Source organism: Mesorhizobium sp. AR10 (assembly GCF_024746795.1).
Taxonomy (GTDB): domain Bacteria; phylum Pseudomonadota; class Alphaproteobacteria; order Rhizobiales; family Rhizobiaceae; genus Mesorhizobium.
This window is the reverse complement of the sequence record NZ_CP080523.1, coordinates 328,592-351,236: the sequence shown is the minus strand read 5'-3', so window position 1 is coordinate 351,236 and position 22,645 is coordinate 328,592. Positions and strand designations below refer to the sequence as shown.

The following is a 22,645-nucleotide window of genomic DNA, read 5'->3' as shown; positions in this document are numbered from 1 at the left end:
GAACGGAAAGTCCCTGAGCTCGAACCGCTGGGACCAGTGCTGAGAAATTCGCGTCGAACCACGTCCCGTCGTTCGGCGCCGGAGATTGCCCAATGGCATTTCGCTTCATCCATACGGCCGACATTCATCTCGACTCGCCGCTGCGCTCGCTGGCGATGCGAAACCCCGATCTGGCCGAACTGGTTGGAGACGCCAGTCGTCAGGCATTTGTCTCCATCGTCGACCTTTGCCTTGCGGAGCGTGTCGATGCCCTCGTCATTGCCGGCGATCTTTACGACGGCGATCAGACGTCCATGAAGACGGCACGCTTTCTGGCGTCGCAAATCACTCGTCTCCATCAGGCCGGTGTGAGGGTCTTCATGATCCGCGGAAACCACGACGCCATGTCGCGGATTACGAAACAGCTCGTGTTTCCCGATACCGTGACGATCTTCGGTGGCCGAGCTCAACCGGTGCTGCAATCAGCCGGCGGTCTGGACATCATGGTCCATGGCTTGAGCTTCGCAAACCCAAAGGCGCCGGAGAGCCTGCTGCCCAAATACACCGCGCCCCGCGAAGGGGCGGTCAATGTCGGCATCATGCACACCAGTCTGGCGGGATCGCCCGGTCATGACGTCTACGCCCCTTGCAGCGTAGCCGACTTGCACGGCCATGGTTTTGACTATTGGGCGCTGGGGCACATTCATGTTCGCAAAGTCCATCCCGGCGCGCGCACGGTGGTCATGCCGGGAATGCCACAAGGCAGGGACATCAATGAGGCCGGAGAGAAATCCGTCACCCTGGTGACGATAAGCGATGACCGGACCGTCGCGATAGAGGAGAAGCTGACCAGCGTCGCGCAATTCGAGCGGATGAATGTTGATCTAACCGGGACGCTGGAATGGCCAGAGGCCGTCGGACGGATCCGGTCCGCACTCGAGCAAGCCCGGGCCTCCGTTCGCTCCCGCCATGCCGTGGTCCGCCTCGGTCTGACCGGTACGTCGCCTCTGTCCTGGAAAATAATCCGCGACAGGGATCTGCTGCTCGGCGAGGCTGAACAAGCAGCCGAACAGGTGGGTGATGCGTGGATCGAAAAGCTCGAGCTGGACCTGTCACCGCCCAACAGTGAGACATCGGACGGCGTTGCCGATCCGGTTTTGGAGCTCGCGCAATCAATGCACACCTTTGCCAAGTCGGAAGCTTTTCGAGCGGAAGCCAAAGCCCTCGTTTTGAAAGCCATCGCGGATCTACCGCCAGACGCGCGCGACTTTGCCGGAAAGGACGAAGCCGCACTGGACGTGTTCCTCGACGGTGCTCTCGCCCGCGGCGCCGATCTGGTCACGGCCCGCCTCAAGGCAGGCGGGCAGCAATGAGACTGCGGCGCCTCGACCTCATTCGCTACGGGAAGTTTACCGACAAGGCGCTCGACTTCGGGCCAAAGCCGGAGTCCGGACCCGATTTGCACATTGTGTTCGGCTTGAACGAGGCTGGAAAATCGACAGCACTTTCCGGTTATTTGGACCTGCTGTTCGGCATTGAGGAACGCAGCCGCTACAACTTCCTGCATGAGTATAGCGCCATGCGCGTCGGCGGCGTGCTCGAACTTAGCGGCGAAGAACAAACCTTCTCGCGCACAAAGCAACGCAGCAACTCGCTGCACGATGCAACGGGCCAGCCGGCAAGTGAAGTCGCGATATCGGCACATCTGGCAGGCCTGTCGCGCGAAGCCTACACCACCATGTTCTCCCTGGACGACGAGACTCTGGAAGCAGGCGGAAAATCGATCCTGGAATCGCGCGGAGACCTCGGCAAGCTGCTTTTCGCGGCCAGTGCCGGTCTGGGGCACGCCAGTGACATCCTGAGCGCGCTCGAGTCGGAGGCAGACTCTCTCTATCGCAAACAGGCACACGGAACCGAACTTGCGCTACTCAAAAAGCGATTTGCCGAAATGAAGTCGCGCAAGGATGAAATCGACACGCTGGCCTCCACCTTCGAGACATTGGAGGCGGAACGTGTCGAGGCCGCGGAAAAATACGATCGCAGTATAGCCGAACGATCGGTGCTGTCGGCTCGGCTGGCGACGATCGCGAAGTATCTGCGCGCGGCTCCCCTTGCGGCTGATATCCAGCGGAAGGCTGCTCGGCTTGCTGAATTGCCTGACCTGGCTTCGCCGCCCCGGACTTGGACGGGGAGTGTCGCCGAAATGATCGATCAAGACGCCAGCCTGCGAACGCGCCAACTGGCAAACGACGACGAAATGGAGAGGCTAAGGGCGAAGATCGCGGCGATCACCGTGGACGAGGCGATCCTCGCAATCTCCGAACAGGTTCGCGGACTGGCCGATCGCAAGGCGCGATATGTTTCTGCGGGCCTGGATCTGCCCACCCGCAGGACCGAGCTTCAAATCCTCGACAACGCCGTCGCGAATTGCCTTGCCGCCTTGGGAAAATCCACAGAACGGGAGCCAGCTTCGCTTCTCCTGCCCGCCGCGATTGTCGGGACCGTTCGCAATATGGTCGAACAGCGATCCGGAATAGCCACCAGCGTGCGTGTTGCCCGCGATGAGGCCGCGGCAGCCCTGGATGCGCTTCACACGGCGCGGCAGCGGGTCGGTGAGGAACGCGCTGTGCCTGAACCTGCCAGGGCAAGGCTGACGGCAGCATTGTCCAAGACGAGAGCAAGTGGGCATCTGAGCGAGATAAAGGCGGCGCGTGAGGCGGAAGACTCGAGTCAAATTCGTTGGCGGACAGCAATCCGGCGTCTCCAGCCGTGGACGGGGGACGCGGAAGGTCTCTCAGCGATGTCAGTTCCAAGCGCCAGACAGATCGCGGCCTGGAAGACACTTTCGGCAGAGCATGAGAGGAACAGAGCAGTCCTTTCCGAACGTCTGACGGAGCAAGAGCAAACGCATGCCTCGCAGTTGGCACATTTGGAAGCCATCCGGTCCTCGGTCGATGTGGCGGATGATGAAACCGCAATGGCTATGCGGCAGAAGCGGGATGAGGCTTGGAAAGGTCATCGCGACAGGCTGATCGCCGAGACGGCAGACATTTTCGAGGTGGCGTTGGCTCGTGACGATGATGCTGCAGCAACCCGTCTGGTCCATGCGCGCGAGCTCGCTGAAATCCGAACAACGATGCGAAGCATCGCCGAAGGCGTCACCGGCATCGCGCGCACGGTTGATCAACTGGGGCAGCTCGCCTCAAGTGCGAAAGCGGCACTCTCGGAAATCACCGCCGCAGCGAGAGACTTGCTTGGGACATACCGGGAAACCTCGCCTGAGCTTTTGATTGGGCTGATCGAGGAGCGTAGCCCCGCCCGCGCGGATGCGCTCGCGGCCTGGGACGAGATCTTAGTCGCGCGCAAGAAGCTTGAACGGGCAACTGACGATGGGGCCCTGATACGCCTCGAGGTGAGCGCCGCCCTGGAAGGCGTCGGGATACAGCCGGAAGCGAATGAGAGTCTCGAAGCCATGACGGCCGTTGCGGAACGGTTCCTCGACAGGCAAGCCAAAGTCGATGCCGAACGCGCCGAGGCGATCAAAACGGCGAGCGCTAGGGAGGAAGATCTTGCAATCAGGCGCCGCGCCCTGGAGGTGGCGGAAAGCCGTGAGGAGGATTGGGTGGCCGACGTTACCGCAGCCCTCCAGGGCACCTGGCTGGAACGCGGAATTTCCGCGCCTGGCGTCGGCGGCGTCCTCGATCAGTTGGCGGAGCTGTCAAAGGCCATCCAGGATCGCGACGCGATGCGGCTGCGTATTGCGAAAATGGAGGCGGACAGAGGCACGCTCATCGAGGAGGTTACTGCTGTCGCAAGACAAATCGGTGAGCCGGCGGACAAGGCTGACCCGGAACAGTTGGCCATCAGGCTTGCCGAGCGCCTGGAGCGCGCCGATCGTGCCCGCGAGACAAAGGCGACCCTGCTCGTTGACCAGCAGCGACTGGAGGATGTTCGTGACGCGCTCGATTTGGAAGTCGCCGTGCACGAGCGACGCAAGCAGGATGTGTTGGCTGCCTTTGGCGTGGCCAACTTGGCGCAAGTCGTTGAGCGCGATGAACTGCTCAAGGAAAGGGACCGCCTGCGTGCCGCCTTGATCGACCTTGAAGAACAGCTGTCTGCTGAGCTCACGGCGGACGGTGCCAAACAAGCCCATTCGATCTTGGATGGCCTTGATTTGAACGGGCTTGCAATCGAGAAGGCCGAAAGCGAGCGGCGGCTTGGCGATCTCGACGAACTGATACAGCAGCAGCTCATCCGGCGGACCCGTGCGGCCGACAAGCTGGACGCCATTGGCGGCGACAGCGCGGTTGCCCGAATAGATGCCGAGCGTCGCACCGTGCTTCTGGAAATCGAGGAGAAGGCGGTTCGGTATATCGAGCTGAAACTGGGAGTAATGTCCGCGGCAAACGCTCTGAGAGTGTATCGCGAGCAGCATCGCTCCGGGATGATGGTCCGGGCATCTGATGCCTTCGCGCTTATCACACGCGGTCAGTACGCGGGCTTGGCGACCCAGCCGGTGAAAGGCGGCGAAGTCCTAATTGCCCTGCAACGCGACGGGCAGTCCAAGGTCGCCGACGCCCTGTCGAAGGGCGCTCAGTTTCAGCTGTACCTAGCCCTGAGACTCGCAGGCTACTACGAGTTTGCGCGGCTTAGGCCCTCCGTGCCCTTTATCGCCGATGATATAATGGAGACCTTCGACCATGTCCGGTCCGAGGAGGTCTTCAAGCTGTTCGGTGAGATGGCATGTGCCGGCCAGGTGATCTATCTCACCCACCACCAGCACCTGTGCGACATCGCCAAGGCCGTTGTTCCCGACGTCACGATCCATGAGTTGGGGTGATTAATTGTGCCCTTGATGCAAATGATCGCCTTGGGCCCTTGAGAGAACTACGCGGGCGGACCGGGAAGCGCTGTATTGTGGAAAGATTTTTGGATTATTGACGAACTTTGCCCGCCGGACAGCCGCCAGTCAGCAAAAGCCTAATTTTAATTGGGAGTTCTGCGCCGGCAGCCCTGCCGGCGCAAGGGTCCTCAGCGGAGATGAGTCGTGTGCAGCTTCGCGATCTCGCGTTCGAGCCTGGTTGTCATGTCCTTTCGCTCATGGTCGATCGACTTTGCACCCGAGTGCCGAGCCCCGCCATAGGCCGCCAGGACAGCCCCTGCGTAATAGACCGCCAGACCCGTCATCGTGGCCGGTGCGTAGGCCACACGACCTTCAACGAACTGAAACAGGAAAACGAACAGTGGACCGAGCGCCGTGATCGCGGCCAGTGTCAGGGTGGACATCAGCGATATCGCCTTCTGCATCGCAAAGACCGGAAACGCCATAATCACGAAACCGATCACGACAACAGCGAGCAGCCCGCCGGGGTCGACCGGACCTTTCCCATCAAGGCCGAACCATGCAGCCGGAAGCGCCACCATGACGTAAAGCGGAAACCGCAACCCATATTGCGCAGCCGGCGCGACACCGAGGCGGTTGAGCCTCTGGCTGTAGATCATCATCGCCGCGAGACTGACGGCAGACACACAGGTCAGCAGCAGTCCGACCATCGCGGCAGTCCAGCCGCCTCGGACGAAGCCTGATTGTCCAAGCAGCGTGATCGCCGCCAGATAACCGACGCCGATCAACACAGTGATCACGCCGACGCCTTCGATCCGGTTGCGCAGCGGCGACGCTTCCGGAATCCCGCACGCCGAGGCAATCACGACGGCAATGGGTATCAGCCCTGAAAACACGGTAAAGACCACGGCCGGTTCGATCATTTGAAGCGCGAAGAAATATGCGATCCAGACAACGGCCGTGGAGAGGTTCAACCCGAACAGGCTCGCTCCGTTGGCCCAGGCAATTTTCAGTTGCTCCGGGGTCCGCACCTTCGCCCAGATCAGCGTTCCGGCCGCCGTGAATCCAAAGACTGCCCCGCCGACCAGGAACGAGTCGTAGTCCTGAAACACGCCACCGAAAAACACGGCCTGCGCCGCTTCGAGGATCACAAAGGAAAAGGCCCAGATTAGCCCGAGCGTTGCACGGTTCATCGTCTCACCACACCAATTTCTATTTTTTTTTTTGATACGGCGAAAGTGGCGGATAAGGTGGTCAAAATATCCAAAATAATGGCGTTTCAGACCACAGGAGGCGCTGCGTATGGATGAGCTGGACCTGCGGATTGTTGCCGTGCTTCAGGCCGACGGGACGCTCACAAAGGCGGAGTTGGCTGAGGCGGTTGGCTCGACGCCTTCGACCTGCCTGCGCCGGGTCGCGGAGTTGCGGCGAACGGGCGTCCTGAAAGCCTGCGTCTATCTCGCGGACCCGGCCAAACTCGGGCGCGGCATTCGGGCTGTCATCACTGTCACGACGCAAAACCACACCAGGGAGGTGCGATCATCCTTCGCGTCGCGCGTTTCAGAGGAACCGGCGATCACCCAGGCGTTCGGTGTCACTGGCGATCTGGACGCGGTGCTAATCGGGCATTTCGGCGACATGGAAGAATATCAGGCGCTCTGCGACCGTCTCTTCGACCGTGACCCGGACGTGGTCCGCTACACGACGCTGTTCGCCGTCGAGACTTATAAGGAAACGACGAAGATCATGCCTCACGACGCTGCACGCAAATGATAACCGCGAGGGCGGCTATGATGGGATCATCCATGCCGCAGAGGGACGCCGATGGTCGATCACGAGTTTGAAACCAGGTCCGTGCGGATGGAGCGCATGTGTCCCCCCAACTGAAAAAAACGGACTTCAGGAGGGCGAGATTTTGCGGTCATTTGACACAACCGCGTCGCCCGATGGAGATTATCCTGACGGAAGCGCAGTGCTCCCTCCATGCCAGTCGAGACGATCATGGGCAAATATCGAGACCATCGCGAACCACGGGTCATCGTCATGACGATGACCCGGTTTCCTTTCCGGAACGGGTTTCCGAGCCAAGCTACTTTCAGCGCTCAGCAACCGTGACCGCGGACCCCGTCGATGCCGAGGTTATGTGGTTCAACGCCAGCAAGGGTTTTGGCTTCGTCAAACTGTCGGATGGTGCGGAGGCCTATCTGCACATTCGAGTGTTGGAGGCAATCGGGAGCCGTGATGTTTCCGAAGGGACGCGCCTCAAGGTCAAGGTCGAAGAAGGCCCAAGAGGCCATCAAGTCACGCAAGTGCTGGAGATCGTCGATCAGATCACGAAAACTCCCGCACATGCACGCCTCGCTGGAGGGGCCATCGCCGGGACGGATGCGCAATTGAAGAGCGAGGGCACGGTCAAGTGGTACAATCCCGACAAGGGCTTCGGCTTCATTGCACCCGATAACGGTGAGAAGGACGTCTTCGTTCATGCCACCGCGCTGACTCGCTCAGGGCTCAGTGTGCTGGTGGAGGGACAGAAGGTGTTTGTCGAATGCGGGCAGGGCAAGAAAGGCCTGGAAGTGCGGAGCATTCGCCTCGCCTAAAGGCCGATGCATTCGCCATGGGCCGCATTGCCCTTCACACAAAGAAAAAGCCCGCCGCCGGGAGGAGGTGGCAGCGGGCTCGATTTCGAATGCAGCGCGGGAGGAGGTGCACCGCATCCAGCGTCGGCATCGCATCTGGGAGGAGTAGATGGCCGACAACACGATCATATCGATAGCCTCATATATTGCAATGCACAATTTGCATATTGCACTTGCGAAGACATATTTGGGTCGAGCGTCAGCCTTCCTGTAGGCGTCTCCGGCATCACCGTTCCCTCGATAAGTCCCAAGGTGGCATCGGGCTCGAATAGAGATGCGGCCCGGGAGGAGGGGCACCGCATTCAGCGTCGGCATCGCATCTTGGGGAAGTAAATGATGTCATGGCGTGAGTGTGCCCTTTGGCGTCATTAATCAGTGGCTTGGATGCTCCCGACGTTCAATTATCGAGGTGGCATCGGTGGTCAGCGGAGTATCGCGTGGCCACGGCGCCTAAGAAGGCCAAAGGCTTGCCATTACCGCCATTTGCTGCATCCTATCTCACGGCAGCGGCCGGTTCGGCCAGCCAAACGGACATGTAGACACCTGCGACAAGGAAACACCTATATGGCGACCGGAACGGTAAAGTGGTTCAACGCGACCAAGGGCTTTGGCTTCATTCAGCCTGACGGTGGTGGACAGGACGTTTTTGTCCATATTTCTGCTGTGGAGCGCGCTGGCCTGTCGACGCTCGTTGACGGCCAGAAGGTCAGCTACGAGATAGAACAGGATCGGCGGACCGGCAAATCGTCGGCCGGCAACCTGAGCAAGGCTAGCTGAACCAGCCATGTGATTTCGGCAAGCGCATCAAGCACGCAAACTTCAGTGCACCAAGATGATCAAGCCTGGTGGCCTACCGGCATGTCGTTGAAGTGTCACCTTGCTAACCTATATGCGCGGTGCGTCGGATGTTTCCTCCCATTCGTCCGGCGCGTTCCCCTCTGGAGGTTTTAACCTTCATACCTGGCCGGACCTTTGGTCCGGCCTTTTTCTTGCGCGCGAGAAATGCTGAGCCACGACGTCCGGGCGCTTGTTGCGCGATCTTGATGCCCAGAATCGTCCAATATCGCGTTGCCACTTCACCGGGTGAATGAGAACCATGATGAGAGCTGTCAAGTCGATGGCTTATCTTCGCCAGCCCGGCAGGCGGAAGATTGATCCATGGCGGTTTTCTCGGCCTGCCATTCTTGTCGGTCCATTCGAAGGGCAATGGCAATTCGCGGCCTGCTTTTGCCGATATTTTCGCAAGAGATGTGGAAGAATTGACTATGCTGCCGGCTTGTCGAAGACCATGGGCAACCCACGGTTCGACGCCATCTCGACGACCAGTTCCTCGATTGCTTGATCGGAAAGGCGGGTCTGCAGTACTGTACGAATCCGTTGGACCAGTTCGTGCACCGGCAAAGGCAAGAGATCCTCGGCATCATCAAGAAGCCGACTGACTTCGATCACAACGTCAGCATTGATGTCGCTCGGCAAATCTCGCATATGCCATCCCCGATCGACGTAAATATTGCCGTCTTCCAGACCGTTGTCGAGTCAGGCAAATGAACGTCGGGTTGTTTCCCACGACGGCTGGACTCGATGTTCTGCTTCGGTTGAACAAATCACGGTCATCGCTGCGACGGGCCAGCTTCCCCCAGTCACTTTGGAAGCCGTCGAGGATACTATCAATTTGGATCTCAGTCGCTGCGTAGGATTTTCGCTTCTAACGCCGCTACAACGAAGGCCCGTCTCGCTACCGGCGGCTGAGCTTCACCACGCAGAACCTGAAGACATGCATCCATCGCCAGTTTTCGCTTCTCCGTCTGATGAGGGAAACTCCGCAGCAGGATCGTGGCTGCGTCGTTCACATCGAATATGATGCGCTCACGGTCATGCCGGCCAACTTGCACCACCACGGGCCGGACGAACCTGCTCGACATGCAATCACACTCTCAATTCCGACCATGACACGGTCTTCGCGTATCATGACGTAGGGTCAATTTATACATTTCTGGCTAGGGCCAGAACAGAACTGGCAGTTGCCCAATCTCAAGACAAGTTGCCTGCCCAATTTCAGCAGGCCGCTACCTGAAATCCGGATGGGTCCCGGTCTTGGTGCGCAAGAAAGCACAGCTGATTTCTATCGCGTCCGGAAGGTGAAGCGGCGCTTAGTCCCAGGCGCGGGCTTTCCTGAAGCCCGGCCTTCCTTCCTGGGTGCCAGCCTTGACGCGGCCGCTGCCGCTAGGCCGACTCCTCCAGTGGCGCGCGGATGCCGGGAGAGGAAGAGGCGGGCGGGTTGCGGTGGCGGGTGAAGGTCCGGGAGAGAGTCTCCCGGCGCCCGCCAAGGAGCAACACCCATGACCCAGATGGAAATTCACACGCCCACGCGCAACGAGCGTACCGGCTACAAGGTCGACGTCAGCCGCGGCCAGCGCATCGGCCGCGTGTCGTCAGAATGGTTCAACCGGCCGGCGGACGAGCGATACCTGTCGCTCACCGACCTTCGGAATTCGGTGAAGAGCCGGTCGGAGCGCAGCAAGACCCGCATCGTCGAAAGTGAGCTGATCCGCGTCGAAGCCAGCCGCGACGATCCGGAGCGCCTGAGGCTAATGCTGAGAGGTGGCTCGGCAAAATTGGACAGGGTGATAAGTGGAATTTCTGCCTGAGATCGGCATGAGTGCCGGAACAGGAGAATCACGAATGAGCAGACGACCACGCCGGAACCACAGCCCGGCTTTCAAGGCGAAAGTTGCGCTTGCGGCGATCAAGGGAGAAAAGACGCTGGCCGAGCTGGCGCAGCAATATGATGTGCATGCGAACCAGATCACGGATTGGAGAAAGCAGCTTCTGGACGGGGCCTCGAACGTGTTTGGCGCGGCGGAGAAATCGGAGCCGACGGTGGACATAAAGGCCCTCCATGCCAAGATCGGAGAGCTGACGCTGGCCAATGATTTTTTAGGCTCGGCGCTCGGCAAGGCCGGCTGGTCGGGGAGCGCAAGACGATGATCGACCGGGAACATGAACTGCCGATTGCCAAGCAGGCGGCCGAACTGGGGATCAGCCGCGGCAGCGTCTACTCCCTACCCAAGCCGACATCGGCGGCAGACCTGAAGCTGATGCGGCGCATCGACGAATTGCACCTGGATTACCCGTTCGCGGGCAGCCGCATGTTGCAGAAGCTTTTGAAGCGCGAAGGCTATGAGACGGGTCGCCTGCATGTGCGCACCTTGATGAAGCGCATGGGTATCGAGGCGCTCTACCGCAAGCCGCGCACTTCGAAGCCGGGCGACGGGCACAAGATCTATCCGTATTTGCTGGGCAAGCTGGCGGTGACGCGGCCCAACCAGGTCTGGGCGACGGACCTGACCTATATCCCGATGGCCCGCGGCTTCTGCTACCTGGTTGCTGTCGTCGACTGGTTCACGCGCAAGGTACTGAGCTGGCGGCTGTCGATCACCATGGATGCGGCGTTTTGCATTGAAGCCCTCGAGGAGGCGCTGGCGACATACGGCAAGCCCGAGATCTTCAACTCCGATCAGGGCAGCCAGTTCACCAGCCATGACTTCACCAAGGTCCTGCTCGACCGGGAGATCAGGATCAGCATGGATGGCAAGGGCGCCTGGCGCGACAACGTCTTCGTCGAGCGTCTCTGGCGGTCGGTGAAATATGAGGAGGTCTATCTCAAGGCCTATAACAGCGTTCGCGAAGGGCGGGCGTCGATCGGAAAATATCTCGATTTCTACAATCGGCGACGTCCGCATTCCAGCCTTGACGGCAGAGCGCCAGATGAGGCCTACTTCACCCCGCTACCGCTTCCCGAGGCGGCCTAACCAGAGGCAGTGTTCCACTTATAAATCGGGAATTCCTGTCCAAACAAACCGAGCCACCTCTGTTTTGGCGGTCTTCGTCATCTCGGGCAACGATCCGTTGCCGCGCCGTCTTGATGCCGTTGACGAACGGCAGGGGTGACGAATCGGCAAACTGGATCAAGGCCGGCTCGGCTTCCAGGGCGAAACGGGAGGCCGCGTATTTCGAATGGCGGATGGTGATTTCCTCGAAATCTTCGACGCCGTCGGGTAGGGGCGAGGGTTCCCGATGGGATTGACCTCTACCCCTCCCACGGAACCGGACGTGATAGTTTCCCATCATCCGGCTCCTACGTTTGCAGTCATACGATCCAGTCGTGCCTGAAGCCGTCCGGCATGGTGGGCGACATGGCAGTCGCGGCACAACACGACACGCTTGCGCGTACGTGCCGCCTTGACCCGGGTCCACAGGGTGGTCCCCTGCATGTCACTCATCTTGCGGGCGTGATGCACCTCTACGGGTACGTCCTTCGTGCCGCACGCTTGGCATACCCTTGCCCTGAGCCTATCGACAAAGTCGGTTCGGCCGGCAAAGTGGATATGCATCTGCGTTTGGCGATCGACGTGCCGGGATGTCGATAGAGGTTCAACATCCTTGAGCCGGAACATCGGCATGAAGCACCGCTTTTGGCGGCCCTCATACCACAGGCCGAGGCAATCCCCGTTTCGGAGCCTCTCTGCCGTCACTTTGACCGAGCACTTATGCTTGCGGGACAGTGTCTTCATAAAACTCCACCACCAGAGATGGTGAAGCCGTCCGACCTGCTGTTTCCAGAGCGTGCCGAGCTTGTAGTACTCAGCCAGCCCCCGCATCATCGCATTGTAACCGGTCAGAATTGCGACGTCAGAGTTGTTGATCACTTCACATCGAGCCTCGCCCTGGTTGGTATAGAGATTCCCAAGGCGATTTCTCTCTGCGAAGCGGGCGAGCTTTTCCATCGGCACATGAAGCTGCATGCGATCATCCGGCACTCGCATGGTGACGGCACGTCCGCCTTTCACCATCCGCTTTGTCCGGCCATCGCCGTAGGTCTTCAGTTCGTAACCGAGGAATATTGCTCCCTCGTCAGCCTTCCTGATACCGCTTTTCTCTGCGGACACTTCCAGTTTCAGGGTTTCGGCCAGATACGTTCTGACCTCGGCCATGACACGGCGAGCATCCTCTTTGCTGCCGATAACACCAATCACGAAGTCATCGGCGTAGCGACAGTAGCGAAGTCGACGGTAGTTTGGGTCGAGCTGATCGACGGACGGCTTTTCGAGCCGTCGCCGCTCCCATTCCCTGATTTCCTCGATCAGCCGGGGAATTTCTTCCTCGTTGCCGTTGGCGCGCCGTCGATTGATCATTCTGCGTCGGATCTGGATCTGTTTTGAGGTTTCAAGGTAGGTGGCACTGCGCCGCCTTCCCTGTCCTTTGTCGAACCTTGCTTTCATCTCTGCCACGAACAGATCGAGTTCATGGAGGTAGACGTTGGCGAGGATCGGCGAGATCACGCCACCTTGCGGGGCTCCGCTGAAAGTCCTGTGGAACTTCCAGTCTTCGAGATAGCCGGCCTTGAGCATCCGCCCGATCAACTGCAACAATCGATCATCATCGATACGTTTGCGCAGCAAACCAAGCAGTATGTCGTGATCGATGTTGTCGTAGTATCCGACAATATCGACCTCGACCAACCATTTCATGCCATGCCATGTGCGCCTGATTTCGGTCAGGGCTGTGTGGCATGACCGTCCCCGGCGGAAGCCGTGCGATTGTTCCGAGAAGATCGGCTCGTAGACATGTTCGAGCAGAACCTTCACGGCCGCCTGCACCAGCTTGTCGTCGGCAGTGGGAATACCCAACGGGCGTTTCTTCCCGTTGGCTTTGGGGATGTATTGCCTGCGCGCCGGAGAGAAACGATACGATCCATCCAGAACGGACGCCATTACCTCCTGCATCCTTTCAAGCGAGAAGCCATCGAGGGTGTTTTGGGCGTCGACGCCCGGTGTCAGCGCTCCTTTGTTGGGAGCAATCTGCTCATAAGCTCTTTCCCATATGGTTGGAGCCGAAAGCAGCCTGAACAGCCCGTTGATACGTTTTACCTGACGAGACAGGTCGATGATTGAGTCCAATCTCTTCTCTACGGTGTGTGGTTGCATCAGCAAACCTCCGTCATGAAGTTGAAAGACCCAGCAAACGCGCCGCCCTTCACCCGTGCAGTGAGGATTCTCCGTCCGGTTACCCGGTCGGTTTCACCCTTGCTCGTCCATCCTTGGATGGCTGTCCCGGGCATTACCCCGGGCGTTCGGCTAATATGGCGGCTCCGTCGCCCTACGGGACATCGGAGAGATGCCCGCTTAGGCGATCCCGTGTTTACGCGATCAGTGAGAGACGACGTGGTTAGGTGGCCCGTTCGATCATTAGCCCCTCGACGAGGGGTGGGCCGTGCGACCAAGTTTAGGTAGGTCTTATGGGGTACCCGCCCTTCGCACGGCATGACGCGTCAACCATTGCTGCGTCACGACCCGGCATAAAGTCCCTGATCTGGGCTTCACGCAATCCAGCATTCACCATACACGTCTTGCCCTGACGTCCCGATGGCCTACAATGGTTTCGGCCCGGATGACGCCTTTTCCCGGCATGCTATTGTCCCCTGCCGGTTTCCCGGTCGCAGCCGTTTCTGGCCAAGGTAAGTCGGGTGGGCATCAGGCAGTTCTTGGTTTCCTGAGAAGTCTCCTTCACTCAATTGATCGCGCCGACACGGCGCACCCATAAATTACGATTCTGGCACACTGCGCGTAGATAGAAGCTGGCGATGCCGAGGGTGCGGGCTCCGACTTCGGAATTCCAGCAATAAAAGCCGCGGAAATACAGATCCGGTTCCCCATTCGGCAGCCGCCCGGCCTCGATCGGGTTCAGATCGTCGACGAGGAACACAAAGACATCGCGATCTGACGCGTAGAGCGTCGTGGTGTCGCGGGAGATGTCGACGTGCGGATTGTAAATTCCCGTCGACCAGTCGAGCACTCCTGGCACCTTCCAACGGGTGTCGCCGGTACCGTTGCCGGCGATCTTCTGCACGGCGTCGACCAGTTCTGAGTCAAATATTCTGCCGTAATCTGGGCCTGTTACGGCTCGCAGCTCGAGGCGTCCATTCTCGATTTCCAGCGTCTTTACCTGCTCGGCGCGGTGGCTGAGGAGACCGTGCTGAAGGTTGATCGCGGCGAGCGGGGCTGGAAGCTGGCGCAGATAGGTGGCCGGCGCGCCCACCAGGCTGGCGAGTTGGCCAAAACTCCAGTGCGTGGGGGCAACTGGGGCAGGCGCATCGGGCAGAGAGGTGGCTCGGTTTGTTTGGACAGGAATTCCCGATTTATAAGTGGAACACTGCCTCTGGTTAGGCCGCCTCGGGAAGCGGTAGCGGGGTGAAGTAGGCCTCATCTGGCGCTCTGCCGTCAAGGCTGGAATGCGGACGTCGCCGATTGTAGAAATCGAGATATTTTCCGATCGACGCCCGCCCTTCGCGAACGCTGTTATAGGCCTTGAGATAGACCTCCTCATATTTCACCGACCGCCAGAGACGCTCGACGAAGACGTTGTCGCGCCAGGCGCCCTTGCCATCCATGCTGATCCTGATCTCCCGGTCGAGCAGGACCTTGGTGAAGTCATGGCTGGTGAACTGGCTGCCCTGATCGGAGTTGAAGATCTCGGGCTTGCCGTATGTCGCCAGCGCCTCCTCGAGGGCTTCAATGCAAAACGCCGCATCCATGGTGATCGACAGCCGCCAGCTCAGTACCTTGCGCGTGAACCAGTCGACGACAGCAACCAGGTAGCAGAAGCCGCGGGCCATCGGGATATAGGTCAGGTCCGTCGCCCAGACCTGGTTGGGCCGCGTCACCGCCAGCTTGCCCAGCAAATACGGATAGATCTTGTGCCCGTCGCCCGGCTTCGAAGTGCGCGGCTTGCGGTAGAGCGCCTCGATACCCATGCGCTTCATCAAGGTGCGCACATGCAGGCGACCCGTCTCATAGCCTTCGCGCTTCAAAAGCTTCTGCAACATGCGGCTGCCCGCGAACGGGTAATCCAGGTGCAATTCGTCGATGCGCCGCATCAGCTTCAGGTCTGCCGCCGATGTCGGCTTGGGTAGGGAGTAGACGCTGCCGCGGCTGATCCCCAGTTCGGCCGCCTGCTTGGCAATCGGCAGTTCATGTTCCCGGTCGATCATCGTCTTGCGCTCCCCGACCAGCCGGCCTTGCCGAGCGCCGAGCCTAAAAAATCATTGGCCAGCGTCAGCTCTCCGATCTTGGCATGGAGGGCCTTTATGTCCACCGTCGGCTCCGATTTCTCCGCCGCGCCAAACACGTTCGAGGCCCCGTCCAGAAGCTGCTTTCTCCAATCCGTGATCTGGTTCGCATGCACATCATATTGCTGCGCCAGCTCGGCCAGCGTCTTTTCTCCCTTGATCGCCGCAAGCGCAACTTTCGCCTTGAAAGCCGGGCTGTGGTTCCGGCGTGGTCGTCTGCTCATTCGTGATTCTCCTGTTCCGGCACTCATGCCGATCTCAGGCAGAAATTCCACTTATCACCCTGTCCAATTTTGCCGAGCCACCTCTAACTTCCTGCGCAAGCGCGGCTTCTCCAAGTCCGAGACCACGAAGATCATCGATACTGTTCTCATGGAGGAAGGCCGACCACCGGAATCGATCTTTGATTTCGTGCAGGGCATCACGCGGGTCGCGCGGGACAAGCCGCATCAGGATGTCCGCCTGGACATGGAGGGCAAAGCCAAGAAGCTTCTCGATTTCGCCGCCTGATCCTGCGAGGCCGGTAGCGAAAACCCTGGTTGCCGGCCTCACGTCGGGTTCGCCGCCTCGATCAATCCCAGCGCCGTCCTCCGAAGCAAGTGGACGGCGCTTTTTCGTGGGAGAACCCGGCGACTCCAACATGCTGGAGGCCCCTCCGGCGGCTTGGTCGCGTCGAGATCCGCGACCCGGAGCCGGGTCGGCGTGAGGCCTGGAGGCAGAGGGGGGAGGGGAGGGTTCTGACGGGCTTGGAGGTTCGGGGAGAGGCCCCGGGCCGCCCGTCATGGAGAACCTGACCATGGCAAAGAACGCCATTCAGAAGATCGCGATGAACGCCGCGGAGAATATTCCCTATGACAAGCTAATGCTGTCGCAAAAGAATGTCCGACGCATCAAGGACGGCGTGTCGATCGAGCAGCTGGCCGAAGACATCGGACGGCGAAAGCTGATCCAGAGCCTGAACATCCGTCCCGTGCTCGACGGCGAGGGCGAGGAGACCAGCACGTTCGAGGTGCCCGCCGGCGGCCGGCGTTATCTCGCGCTCGGCATCCTCATCAAGCAAAAGCGACTAGCCAAGAACGAGCCGATCCCCTGCATCGTCAACCGCGGGCAGGAGACCTCGGCCGAAGAGGATTCGCTTGCCGAAAACCTGCGGCGCGCCGACCTGCACCCGCTCGACCAGTTTCGGGCCTTCAAGACGCTCAGCGATCAGGGCCTCGATCCCGACGAGATTGGCGCCCGCTTCTTCGTATCCCCGGCGACCGTAAGACAGCGTCTGCGGCTGGCATCGGTATCGTCAACGCTTCTCGAGCTCTACGAGAAGGACGAAATCCGGCTCGAACAGATCATGGCGTTTTCGATCTCCGACGATCATGCGCGCCAGGAGCAGGTCTGGGAGCGGATCTCCAGCTCGCACACGCAGGAACCGTATTACATCAGGCGTCTGCTGACGGAGACCACCGTTCGCGCCGATGATCGCCGTGCCGTCTATGTCGGCGCCGAAGCTTATGAGGCTGCCGGCGGGGTCATCCTTCGCGATCTCTTCGAGCAGGATTCCGGCGGCTGGTTCCAGGATGCCGCACTTCTCGAGCAGCTTGTCTTCTACAGGCTGAAGGTGGATGCCGAGGCGATCCGCGCCGAAGGCTGGAAATGGGTGGATGCGGCGATCAGCTTTCCCTATGGCCACACCTCCGGGATGCGGCGCATCTACGCCGAGGCGCAGGAGCTCAGCGCCGAGGAGATCGAACGCTACGACGCGCTGAAGGCCGAATACGACAAGCTGGATGTGGACTATGCCCAGGCCGAGGATGCCGACGAAGCAATCGAGGCGAAGCTCGACCAGCTGGGTGCCGAGCTCGATGCGATCGATGATCGTCCTCAAAGCTACGATCCCGCCCAGAAGGCCATTGCCGGTGTGTTCGTTACGCTTGCCGCGAACGGCAAGCTCCAGGTCGACGCCGGTTTCGTGCGGTCCGAGGACGAGCCGCGGACCGAAACCGGCGACGTCGATGAGGGCGAGGAAGGGAGCGCCGACGGCGGAACCCAATCCAATGGCGACGACGACGGCGATCGTGTTGTCGTCAACGGCCGCCCGGTGAACGACGCCTCTGGCGACGACGGCGAGGACGATGGCATCAAGCCACTGCCTGATCGGCTCGTCTTCGACCTGACCGCGCAGCGCACGCTGGCGCTACGCAACGCGCTCGCCGGCGACGTCGATATCGCCATCATCGCCGCACTCCATGCCTTCGTCCTGCAGGTCTTCTATCGCTTCGCGCCGAACACGTGCCTGGAGATCAGCATGAAGAGCGGCAGCTTCAGCCAGGTCGACGGTCTTGCCGAGACATCCTGGGCCAAGGAGATCGCCGAGCGGCACGAAGCCTGGGACCGCGATTTGCCCGATGAGGCGGAAGGCCTGTGGGACTTCCTTCTCGGCCTCGATGAAGCAAGTCGCAAGGCGCTGTTCGCGCACTGCGTCTCGCTGACCCTTAATGCGGTGGTCGAACCCTGGAACAGGCGAGCGAAGGCGCTCGAGCATGCAGACGTGCTTGGCCGCTCGCTCCAGTTCGACATGGTCGACGCCGGCTGGGCGCCCACGGTCGAGTTCCTCGGGAGGCTCACCAAGGCGCGGATTTTACAGGCTGTCCGTGAAGCGCGTGGCGCAGACTCCGCGCAGCTGATCGACCACATGAAGAAGGACATCATGGCCCGTGAAGCTGCCCGTCTTCTCGAAGGCTCGAACTGGCTGCCAGAGCCGCTGCGCGTTGAGGTCGATGAAGTGTCTGCCGATGCTGGCGACGCGGTCGCCGGCGACATGTCGGACGAGGCGGCTCTCGACGGCGATGCCGCCGAGCTTCCGGCCTTCCTCGCCGACGATGCGGATCCGTCCTCCGATGAGCCGGTGACCATCGACGGCGACGAAACGGACCACCTCCAGGCCGCCGAATAACCGGCATCACGCTCGCACCGGGCCCGGCACTCCCGCCGGACCCATTTCAGTTCCAACTCACTCTCGAGCCCGGGATCGCCATCGCGACCCCGGGCGCTTGCGTTTCATGGAGATCGACATGTTCGACTGGTACAGAAGCTGCTCCTACGACGAGCAGCAGAAGAGACGTTTCCACACCACAGCCCGTTCACGCCTGAAGAAACTTGCCGCTGAATTAAACTTGCCATCGGGCAGCTTTGACCTGCGCTCAAACAAGGCCGGCATCGCCGTTTGCGGTGAAATTACCCTGCACCATGACCGCGCCTACATCCAGGTCGGCCAGTTCGGTTTGTCCTCAGGTCACGGCATCCTGATCCGCACCTGCAAGGGCCGCAAGGACTATACTGGCGGGGCCAACCACTTCGTTGCGCTCGGCATGCTCGACGACATCCCAGCGCTCGCCGCCGCCGTCCGTGCCATCACCGGGGTTGGTCGAGACGCTTCGCGTTCCTCCGAACGCCGCGCCGCCTGAACCCTGCAAACCCCATCATCGCCGGTGCACGCGCCGGCCGCAGGCTCGGCCCGTCGACAGCCACAACACCACCATGCAGTTGCGACGACGCGGTTCATGTCGCGCTTGGCCGACCTGCGTTCAGGAGAACCCCATGACCGCGTATCCACCGTTCAGGAAGGTGCTCGACGGCGTCGCCACCCGCGAGCAGATGTTCCAACTGTTCAGCCGACACAAAGACACGCCCTGCATCGATCCGCTTTCCGGCACCCCTATTCAGGCGAGTGGTTCGAGATCACCGCGTCAGAATATCACTTCATGCTCGATTTGCTGCCGCCGCTCTTCATGCGCACCGGCATGTTCGGCATGTCTGAGTATAAGGCCGGCAACGTCACCAGCGTATTCTTCGCGATCCGGATCTGGGGCCGCGAGCGCTGGTTTCATGGCTTCTGCGATCTCACGGATCGGCAGTCGCCAGACAAGATGCGCGCCGCCATCATCGCCCACGAGACCGGCGCGAGCGACAGCATGACCCGCGCGGAAAAGCTCGAGGCGATCTGGAACATAATCCCTGTCGAGCTCAGGGGGACCGCCCGCAACGCAGACCCCGAGACCGGGTGGGCCGAACATCAAGGCAAACGCACGATTCTAGTTAACGCCGGAAGGCATGATGCTGCCTTCAAGCTGCTCGATGATCTGTCGGATCTCGAGATCGACGAGTTCCTGTCCAAAGTCCGATTGCGTCGGAGCTGACCAAGGAAGACGACGATGGGCATCTATAAGAACCGCGCTTCGGCGGCGAAGCGTCTCCATCACGCTGACCGACTTTCGCTCAATGGATGCACCCGCGTACGGCCCACCTCAAGCTGTTGAGACATGCGAGACGGTATGGCCAACTGCCCCGAGGATACAAGCATCCGGGCCCTCAGCAAAACTTGGGGTCAGTGCCTGCCACGCGGGAGGTATCCGGCATTGCGTAAAGCGCCGATGAACAGCCTGGCCGGGCCGGCGATACTCGTCCTGGCCTGCGTTGCGAGCGGCAGCGTGTTCCAGTCCTCCAACGGAGCGATAAAGCTGGAGAAAGTGCCATTGACCATGCAATGGCTGGTCAACAAGCCCTGCTTATCCAGCACCAGAACCCCTGTCTGATTACTTGGATACCGGATGGCGGCGACGCGCTGAAGTTCCATGTCGCCATCGATGCGCAAATTGAAAAGCAGGACGCCGTGGCTTCTGTGGGCGACTTCTGCGACTTTTTCCGTGAAAGGAACAGAAAGCGCACGAACGCTGTCGACCGCCATCCCGAAAACAAGCGCGTCCAGCTCATCCGCCGCCATGAGAAGATTAGTTCCCAAGAAAATGAGGATTGCAATCGCTCCAGCCGGATTGTGCACAGTCATCGCACTCCGGGCTAGACGCCTGAGCATCGCGTGTATGAGGCAGCTCTCTCTCGGTAGGCATGTTTGCCCCCGTTGATTGAGCCGGCTGCCCAACGCCCATGACACACCGCTTGCTCGTTGCGGGGCTTATCCGATAAAGCACGGCGAGAGCGATAAGATACGTCGGGTACTCGCTAACACGAACTGCGACTTGGCTTGCAAGTCATGCTCACATCAAGGAACAGACTATGAAGCGCCAGATCCGGCCATTCATCGTGGAAGTGAAACAGAAGCGCGGCCTGCAAAAGCCAAGCCATTCGATCTGGGGCGATCTCGACCTGTCCAAGATTGCCACGGAGATGACGCAGCCGGGCTATGCTGCTCAGCTCCCAAATTCCCAGCTCATTGACTTCAGTATAAGACCCCTTGATGCTGAAGAAGGGGAAACACCACAAGCGGAGTATATCATGGCCGATTTTCAGGACGCTCAGACTGTTCAGACGACAGTAGCGCCAGCCAAAGTGGAAGTGCCTGAATCGAAGAAGAAAGTTCCGCGAGCAAAGAAAGCGAAGGCAGAGCTCGCCAAACCGGCCCGCAAGAACGGAGTGAAACCTGCGTCCCAGGCTGCAGAAGCTCTCGTGGCAGCGAAGACCGCCCGCAAGACATATTCTGAGAAGGAACGCTCGCAGAAGCTTGCCCAGATCGAGAAATCGATCGCTGGCGGCGCGACCAGCAAGATTGCGGTCGGCCAGGCCGGCATATCGGAGCAGACCTACTATTATTGGAAGAGGGCTGCCGCACCTTCTTCAGACAGCGGCGATCTCCGCGATCTTGTCGCGCTCGAAGAAGAAAACAAGCGCCTCAAGAACCTGCTTGCCGACCGTCTGCGCAAGGAAAATGCCGAGCTCAAGAAGAAGCTGGGCCTTGTGTAAGCCATACTGAGCCTCGTTGGAAATTCCGCAACGCTCAGAGCGGTAGCGGCGGTATATCGCCCTCGCCGACCCGCCACACCCAGGAGCCGATCTCCGGACGCGCGGCGATCATTTCGTCGAGCGACGCTTCAAAGGTCTCGTCCGCTCCGGCTGGAACGACAAAGAGCGCTGTCGGATCGTCCCTGTTCTGAAGCAACGCATTGGCGATCGGCTGGTCGGGTTGCAGGTCAAAGCGCAATCCCTTCACGCTCTTCTCGTGAAGACGAGCCAGCCCATCGACGAGCCTTTTCTCCGGGACCGTCTCATAAGGGATCCAGTTCTCGGACACCACCATCAACGCGATCTCCTCGACAATGGCGAGGCCGGCCGGGTTCAGTCCGAACGTCGCGATCGTCATGAGATGTGAGCTGGAATCCGCTCCCCACAGCGACAGTTCATTTTCGAAACGTACCTGCAAACGCCGATGCAATGCATCGTCGATGATGAAGGGAAAGCCGGGCAAATGTCTGATGACAAGTTTCTGACCGGATCGGGCGGGCACGATCTCCTTCACCTCGCCGATCAGGACGAGCAACTTTCGGGGGCCGGATTTCGGCGGAAGCACAGTTGCAAGGACGGCGTTGCGACGATTTTCGATCGCTTGCCTGTTCTCGGCGCGAAACGGCTCGGGCACGAACAGGATATCCGCGAGCGGACCGCCCCTCACCGTCATTTGCCCGGCAGCCTCGAGCAGATGCCAGCGGACATTCCACCAATGTCGCTTGCCGGCCCATCGGGATGTCCAGACCGTCAATTCGGCCTCGTGCCAGAGATAATGAAGAAGGCCACGCAGCGACATCCTCCTGGGATCGGCGGTTACGCTGGCGGAACTTTGCCCCGCAGGGACGGATGGCGCGCGGCTCCCTGTCTTCGACAGGCTGAAGTCCAATTTGAGGGCCGCCATGCCGCTTTGCGGATCGAGCTGTATCGCGCTGCCCATCAAGGCGCCCAGGCCGGACAGTTCGTAAGGCGATTCATATGAATCACAGGATGGATCATGCCCGCCGCCGCTCAGCGGCATGCGCTTGATCAGATGAAGGTCACCGATGCGGGCGATGTACATCGGACAGCCCGGCTCGCGGCAGAGGCATAGCGGACGCTCGGTGCGGGCATAGGCGTTCGCCAGCGCCGCCTGCAGGTCAGGCGCTCCTTCCTCGTAGACCGCACTGCCAATTCTAAACCGTCGCATCACCTCCACAGCTCCAGGTCGCCGCCGCATCCCTGTCCGCGCATTGAGTCATGGGTTTTCGCTGAGCGCAACCCGTTTGT

16 protein-coding genes and 4 pseudogenes are annotated in these 22,645 nt (G+C 60.1%); 12 read left to right on the top strand and 8 right to left on the bottom strand.

Annotated features, from left to right (window positions below):
• The first annotated feature begins 92 nt into the window (after nucleotides 1-92).
• On the top strand, nucleotides 93-1,352 hold the full coding sequence (locus tag LHFGNBLO_RS01710) for a metallophosphoesterase family protein (RefSeq protein ID WP_258600469.1): 1,260 nt from the start codon (nucleotides 93-95) through the stop codon (nucleotides 1,350-1,352).
• Nucleotides 1,349-4,819: an ATP-binding protein gene (locus tag LHFGNBLO_RS01705; RefSeq protein WP_258600467.1), complete on the top strand. Its 3,471-nt coding sequence runs from the start codon at nucleotides 1,349-1,351 to the stop codon at nucleotides 4,817-4,819. The genes LHFGNBLO_RS01710 and LHFGNBLO_RS01705 overlap by 4 nt, the downstream gene beginning before the upstream one ends.
• 191 nt (nucleotides 4,820-5,010) lie before the next feature.
• On the opposite strand, the gene LHFGNBLO_RS01700 is transcribed toward LHFGNBLO_RS01705, so the two are convergent.
• Nucleotides 5,011-6,015 (bottom strand): DMT family transporter, encoded by a 1,005-nt coding sequence (locus tag LHFGNBLO_RS01700; RefSeq protein ID WP_258600465.1) that lies wholly within the window; start codon nucleotides 6,013-6,015, stop codon nucleotides 5,011-5,013.
• 109 nt (nucleotides 6,016-6,124) lie between these two features.
• On the opposite strand from LHFGNBLO_RS01700, the gene LHFGNBLO_RS01695 reads away from it, so the two are divergent.
• From LHFGNBLO_RS01695 to LHFGNBLO_RS01680, 3 genes are all read left to right on the top strand, one after another.
• Nucleotides 6,125-6,595, top strand: coding sequence for an Lrp/AsnC family transcriptional regulator (locus LHFGNBLO_RS01695; protein ID WP_258600463.1), 471 nt, complete (start codon nucleotides 6,125-6,127; stop codon nucleotides 6,593-6,595).
• A gap of 173 nt (nucleotides 6,596-6,768) precedes the next feature.
• Entirely contained in the window at nucleotides 6,769-7,422 is a 654-nt protein-coding gene (locus tag LHFGNBLO_RS33420) for a cold-shock protein (protein WP_319944164.1), read from the top strand.
• A 603-nt stretch (nucleotides 7,423-8,025) separates the two neighbouring features.
• On the top strand, nucleotides 8,026-8,238 hold the full coding sequence (locus LHFGNBLO_RS01680; RefSeq protein WP_258600462.1) for a cold-shock protein: 213 nt from the start codon (nucleotides 8,026-8,028) through the stop codon (nucleotides 8,236-8,238).
• A 486-nt stretch (nucleotides 8,239-8,724) separates the two neighbouring features.
• On the opposite strand, the gene LHFGNBLO_RS01675 is transcribed toward LHFGNBLO_RS01680, so the two are convergent.
• A complete protein-coding gene (locus tag LHFGNBLO_RS01675) occupies nucleotides 8,725-8,946 on the bottom strand; it encodes a hypothetical protein (RefSeq protein ID WP_258600460.1) in 222 nt (73 codons plus the stop codon).
• A gap of 194 nt (nucleotides 8,947-9,140) precedes the next feature.
• Nucleotides 9,141-9,383, bottom strand: a complete 243-nt coding sequence (locus tag LHFGNBLO_RS01670; RefSeq protein ID WP_258600458.1) for a DUF982 domain-containing protein — start codon at nucleotides 9,381-9,383, stop codon at nucleotides 9,141-9,143.
• A 417-nt stretch (nucleotides 9,384-9,800) separates the two neighbouring features.
• Between LHFGNBLO_RS01670 and LHFGNBLO_RS01665 the strand changes: the two are divergent.
• Nucleotides 9,801-10,073 (top strand): annotated as a pseudogene (locus LHFGNBLO_RS01665) (hypothetical protein); the annotation flags it as partial.
• Nucleotides 10,074-10,143: 70 nt separating this feature from the next.
• A protein-coding gene (locus tag LHFGNBLO_RS01660; RefSeq protein ID WP_258599977.1) for an IS3 family transposase occupies nucleotides 10,144-11,273 on the top strand; the annotation gives its coding sequence in 2 pieces (ribosomal slippage) (nucleotides 10,144-10,402 and nucleotides 10,402-11,273; 1,131 coding nt in all).
• Between the two features lie 315 nt (nucleotides 11,274-11,588).
• Here the strand turns inward: LHFGNBLO_RS01660 and LHFGNBLO_RS01655 are convergent.
• From LHFGNBLO_RS01655 to LHFGNBLO_RS01645, 3 genes and pseudogenes are all read right to left on the bottom strand, one after another.
• Nucleotides 11,589-13,421 (bottom strand): reverse transcriptase domain-containing protein, encoded by a 1,833-nt coding sequence (locus tag LHFGNBLO_RS01655; protein WP_258600457.1) that lies wholly within the window; start codon nucleotides 13,419-13,421, stop codon nucleotides 11,589-11,591.
• A gap of 637 nt (nucleotides 13,422-14,058) precedes the next feature.
• Nucleotides 14,059-14,727, bottom strand: a pseudogene (locus tag LHFGNBLO_RS01650) (DUF932 domain-containing protein); the annotation flags it as partial.
• A protein-coding gene (locus tag LHFGNBLO_RS01645) for an IS3 family transposase (RefSeq protein WP_258599977.1) occupies nucleotides 14,684-15,813 on the bottom strand; the annotation gives its coding sequence in 2 pieces (ribosomal slippage) (nucleotides 14,684-15,555 and nucleotides 15,555-15,813; 1,131 coding nt in all). The pseudogene LHFGNBLO_RS01650 and the gene LHFGNBLO_RS01645, both read right to left, overlap by 44 nt.
• 82 nt (nucleotides 15,814-15,895) lie before the next feature.
• Here LHFGNBLO_RS01645 and LHFGNBLO_RS01640 point away from each other — a divergent pair.
• The 4 genes and pseudogenes from LHFGNBLO_RS01640 to LHFGNBLO_RS01625 form a co-directional block, all read left to right on the top strand.
• Nucleotides 15,896-16,099: pseudogene (locus tag LHFGNBLO_RS01640) on the top strand (hypothetical protein); the annotation flags it as partial.
• A 286-nt stretch (nucleotides 16,100-16,385) separates the two neighbouring features.
• Complete coding sequence (locus LHFGNBLO_RS01635) at nucleotides 16,386-18,536, top strand: ParB/RepB/Spo0J family partition protein (RefSeq protein WP_258600456.1); 2,151 nt, start codon at nucleotides 16,386-16,388, stop codon at nucleotides 18,534-18,536.
• 106 nt (nucleotides 18,537-18,642) lie between these two features.
• Nucleotides 18,643-19,047 (top strand): hypothetical protein, encoded by a 405-nt coding sequence (locus tag LHFGNBLO_RS01630; protein WP_258600454.1) that lies wholly within the window; start codon nucleotides 18,643-18,645, stop codon nucleotides 19,045-19,047.
• Between the two features lie 73 nt (nucleotides 19,048-19,120).
• Nucleotides 19,121-19,779: pseudogene (locus tag LHFGNBLO_RS01625) on the top strand (DUF1419 domain-containing protein).
• 188 nt (nucleotides 19,780-19,967) lie between these two features.
• Here the strand turns inward: LHFGNBLO_RS01625 and LHFGNBLO_RS01620 are convergent.
• Nucleotides 19,968-20,426, bottom strand: a complete 459-nt coding sequence (locus tag LHFGNBLO_RS01620) for a hypothetical protein (RefSeq protein ID WP_258600453.1) — start codon at nucleotides 20,424-20,426, stop codon at nucleotides 19,968-19,970.
• Between the two features lie 227 nt (nucleotides 20,427-20,653).
• On the opposite strand from LHFGNBLO_RS01620, the gene LHFGNBLO_RS01615 reads away from it, so the two are divergent.
• Nucleotides 20,654-21,337 carry a transposase gene (locus tag LHFGNBLO_RS01615; protein WP_258600451.1) on the top strand — a complete coding sequence of 228 codons (684 nt, stop codon included), beginning with the start codon at nucleotides 20,654-20,656 and terminating at the stop codon, nucleotides 21,335-21,337.
• Nucleotides 21,338-21,371: 34 nt separating this feature from the next.
• Here LHFGNBLO_RS01615 and LHFGNBLO_RS01610 read toward each other — a convergent pair whose 3' ends face one another.
• On the bottom strand, nucleotides 21,372-22,565 hold the full coding sequence (locus LHFGNBLO_RS01610; protein WP_258600450.1) for a DUF1173 domain-containing protein: 1,194 nt from the start codon (nucleotides 22,563-22,565) through the stop codon (nucleotides 21,372-21,374).
• Between the last annotated feature and the right edge of the window lie 80 nt (nucleotides 22,566-22,645).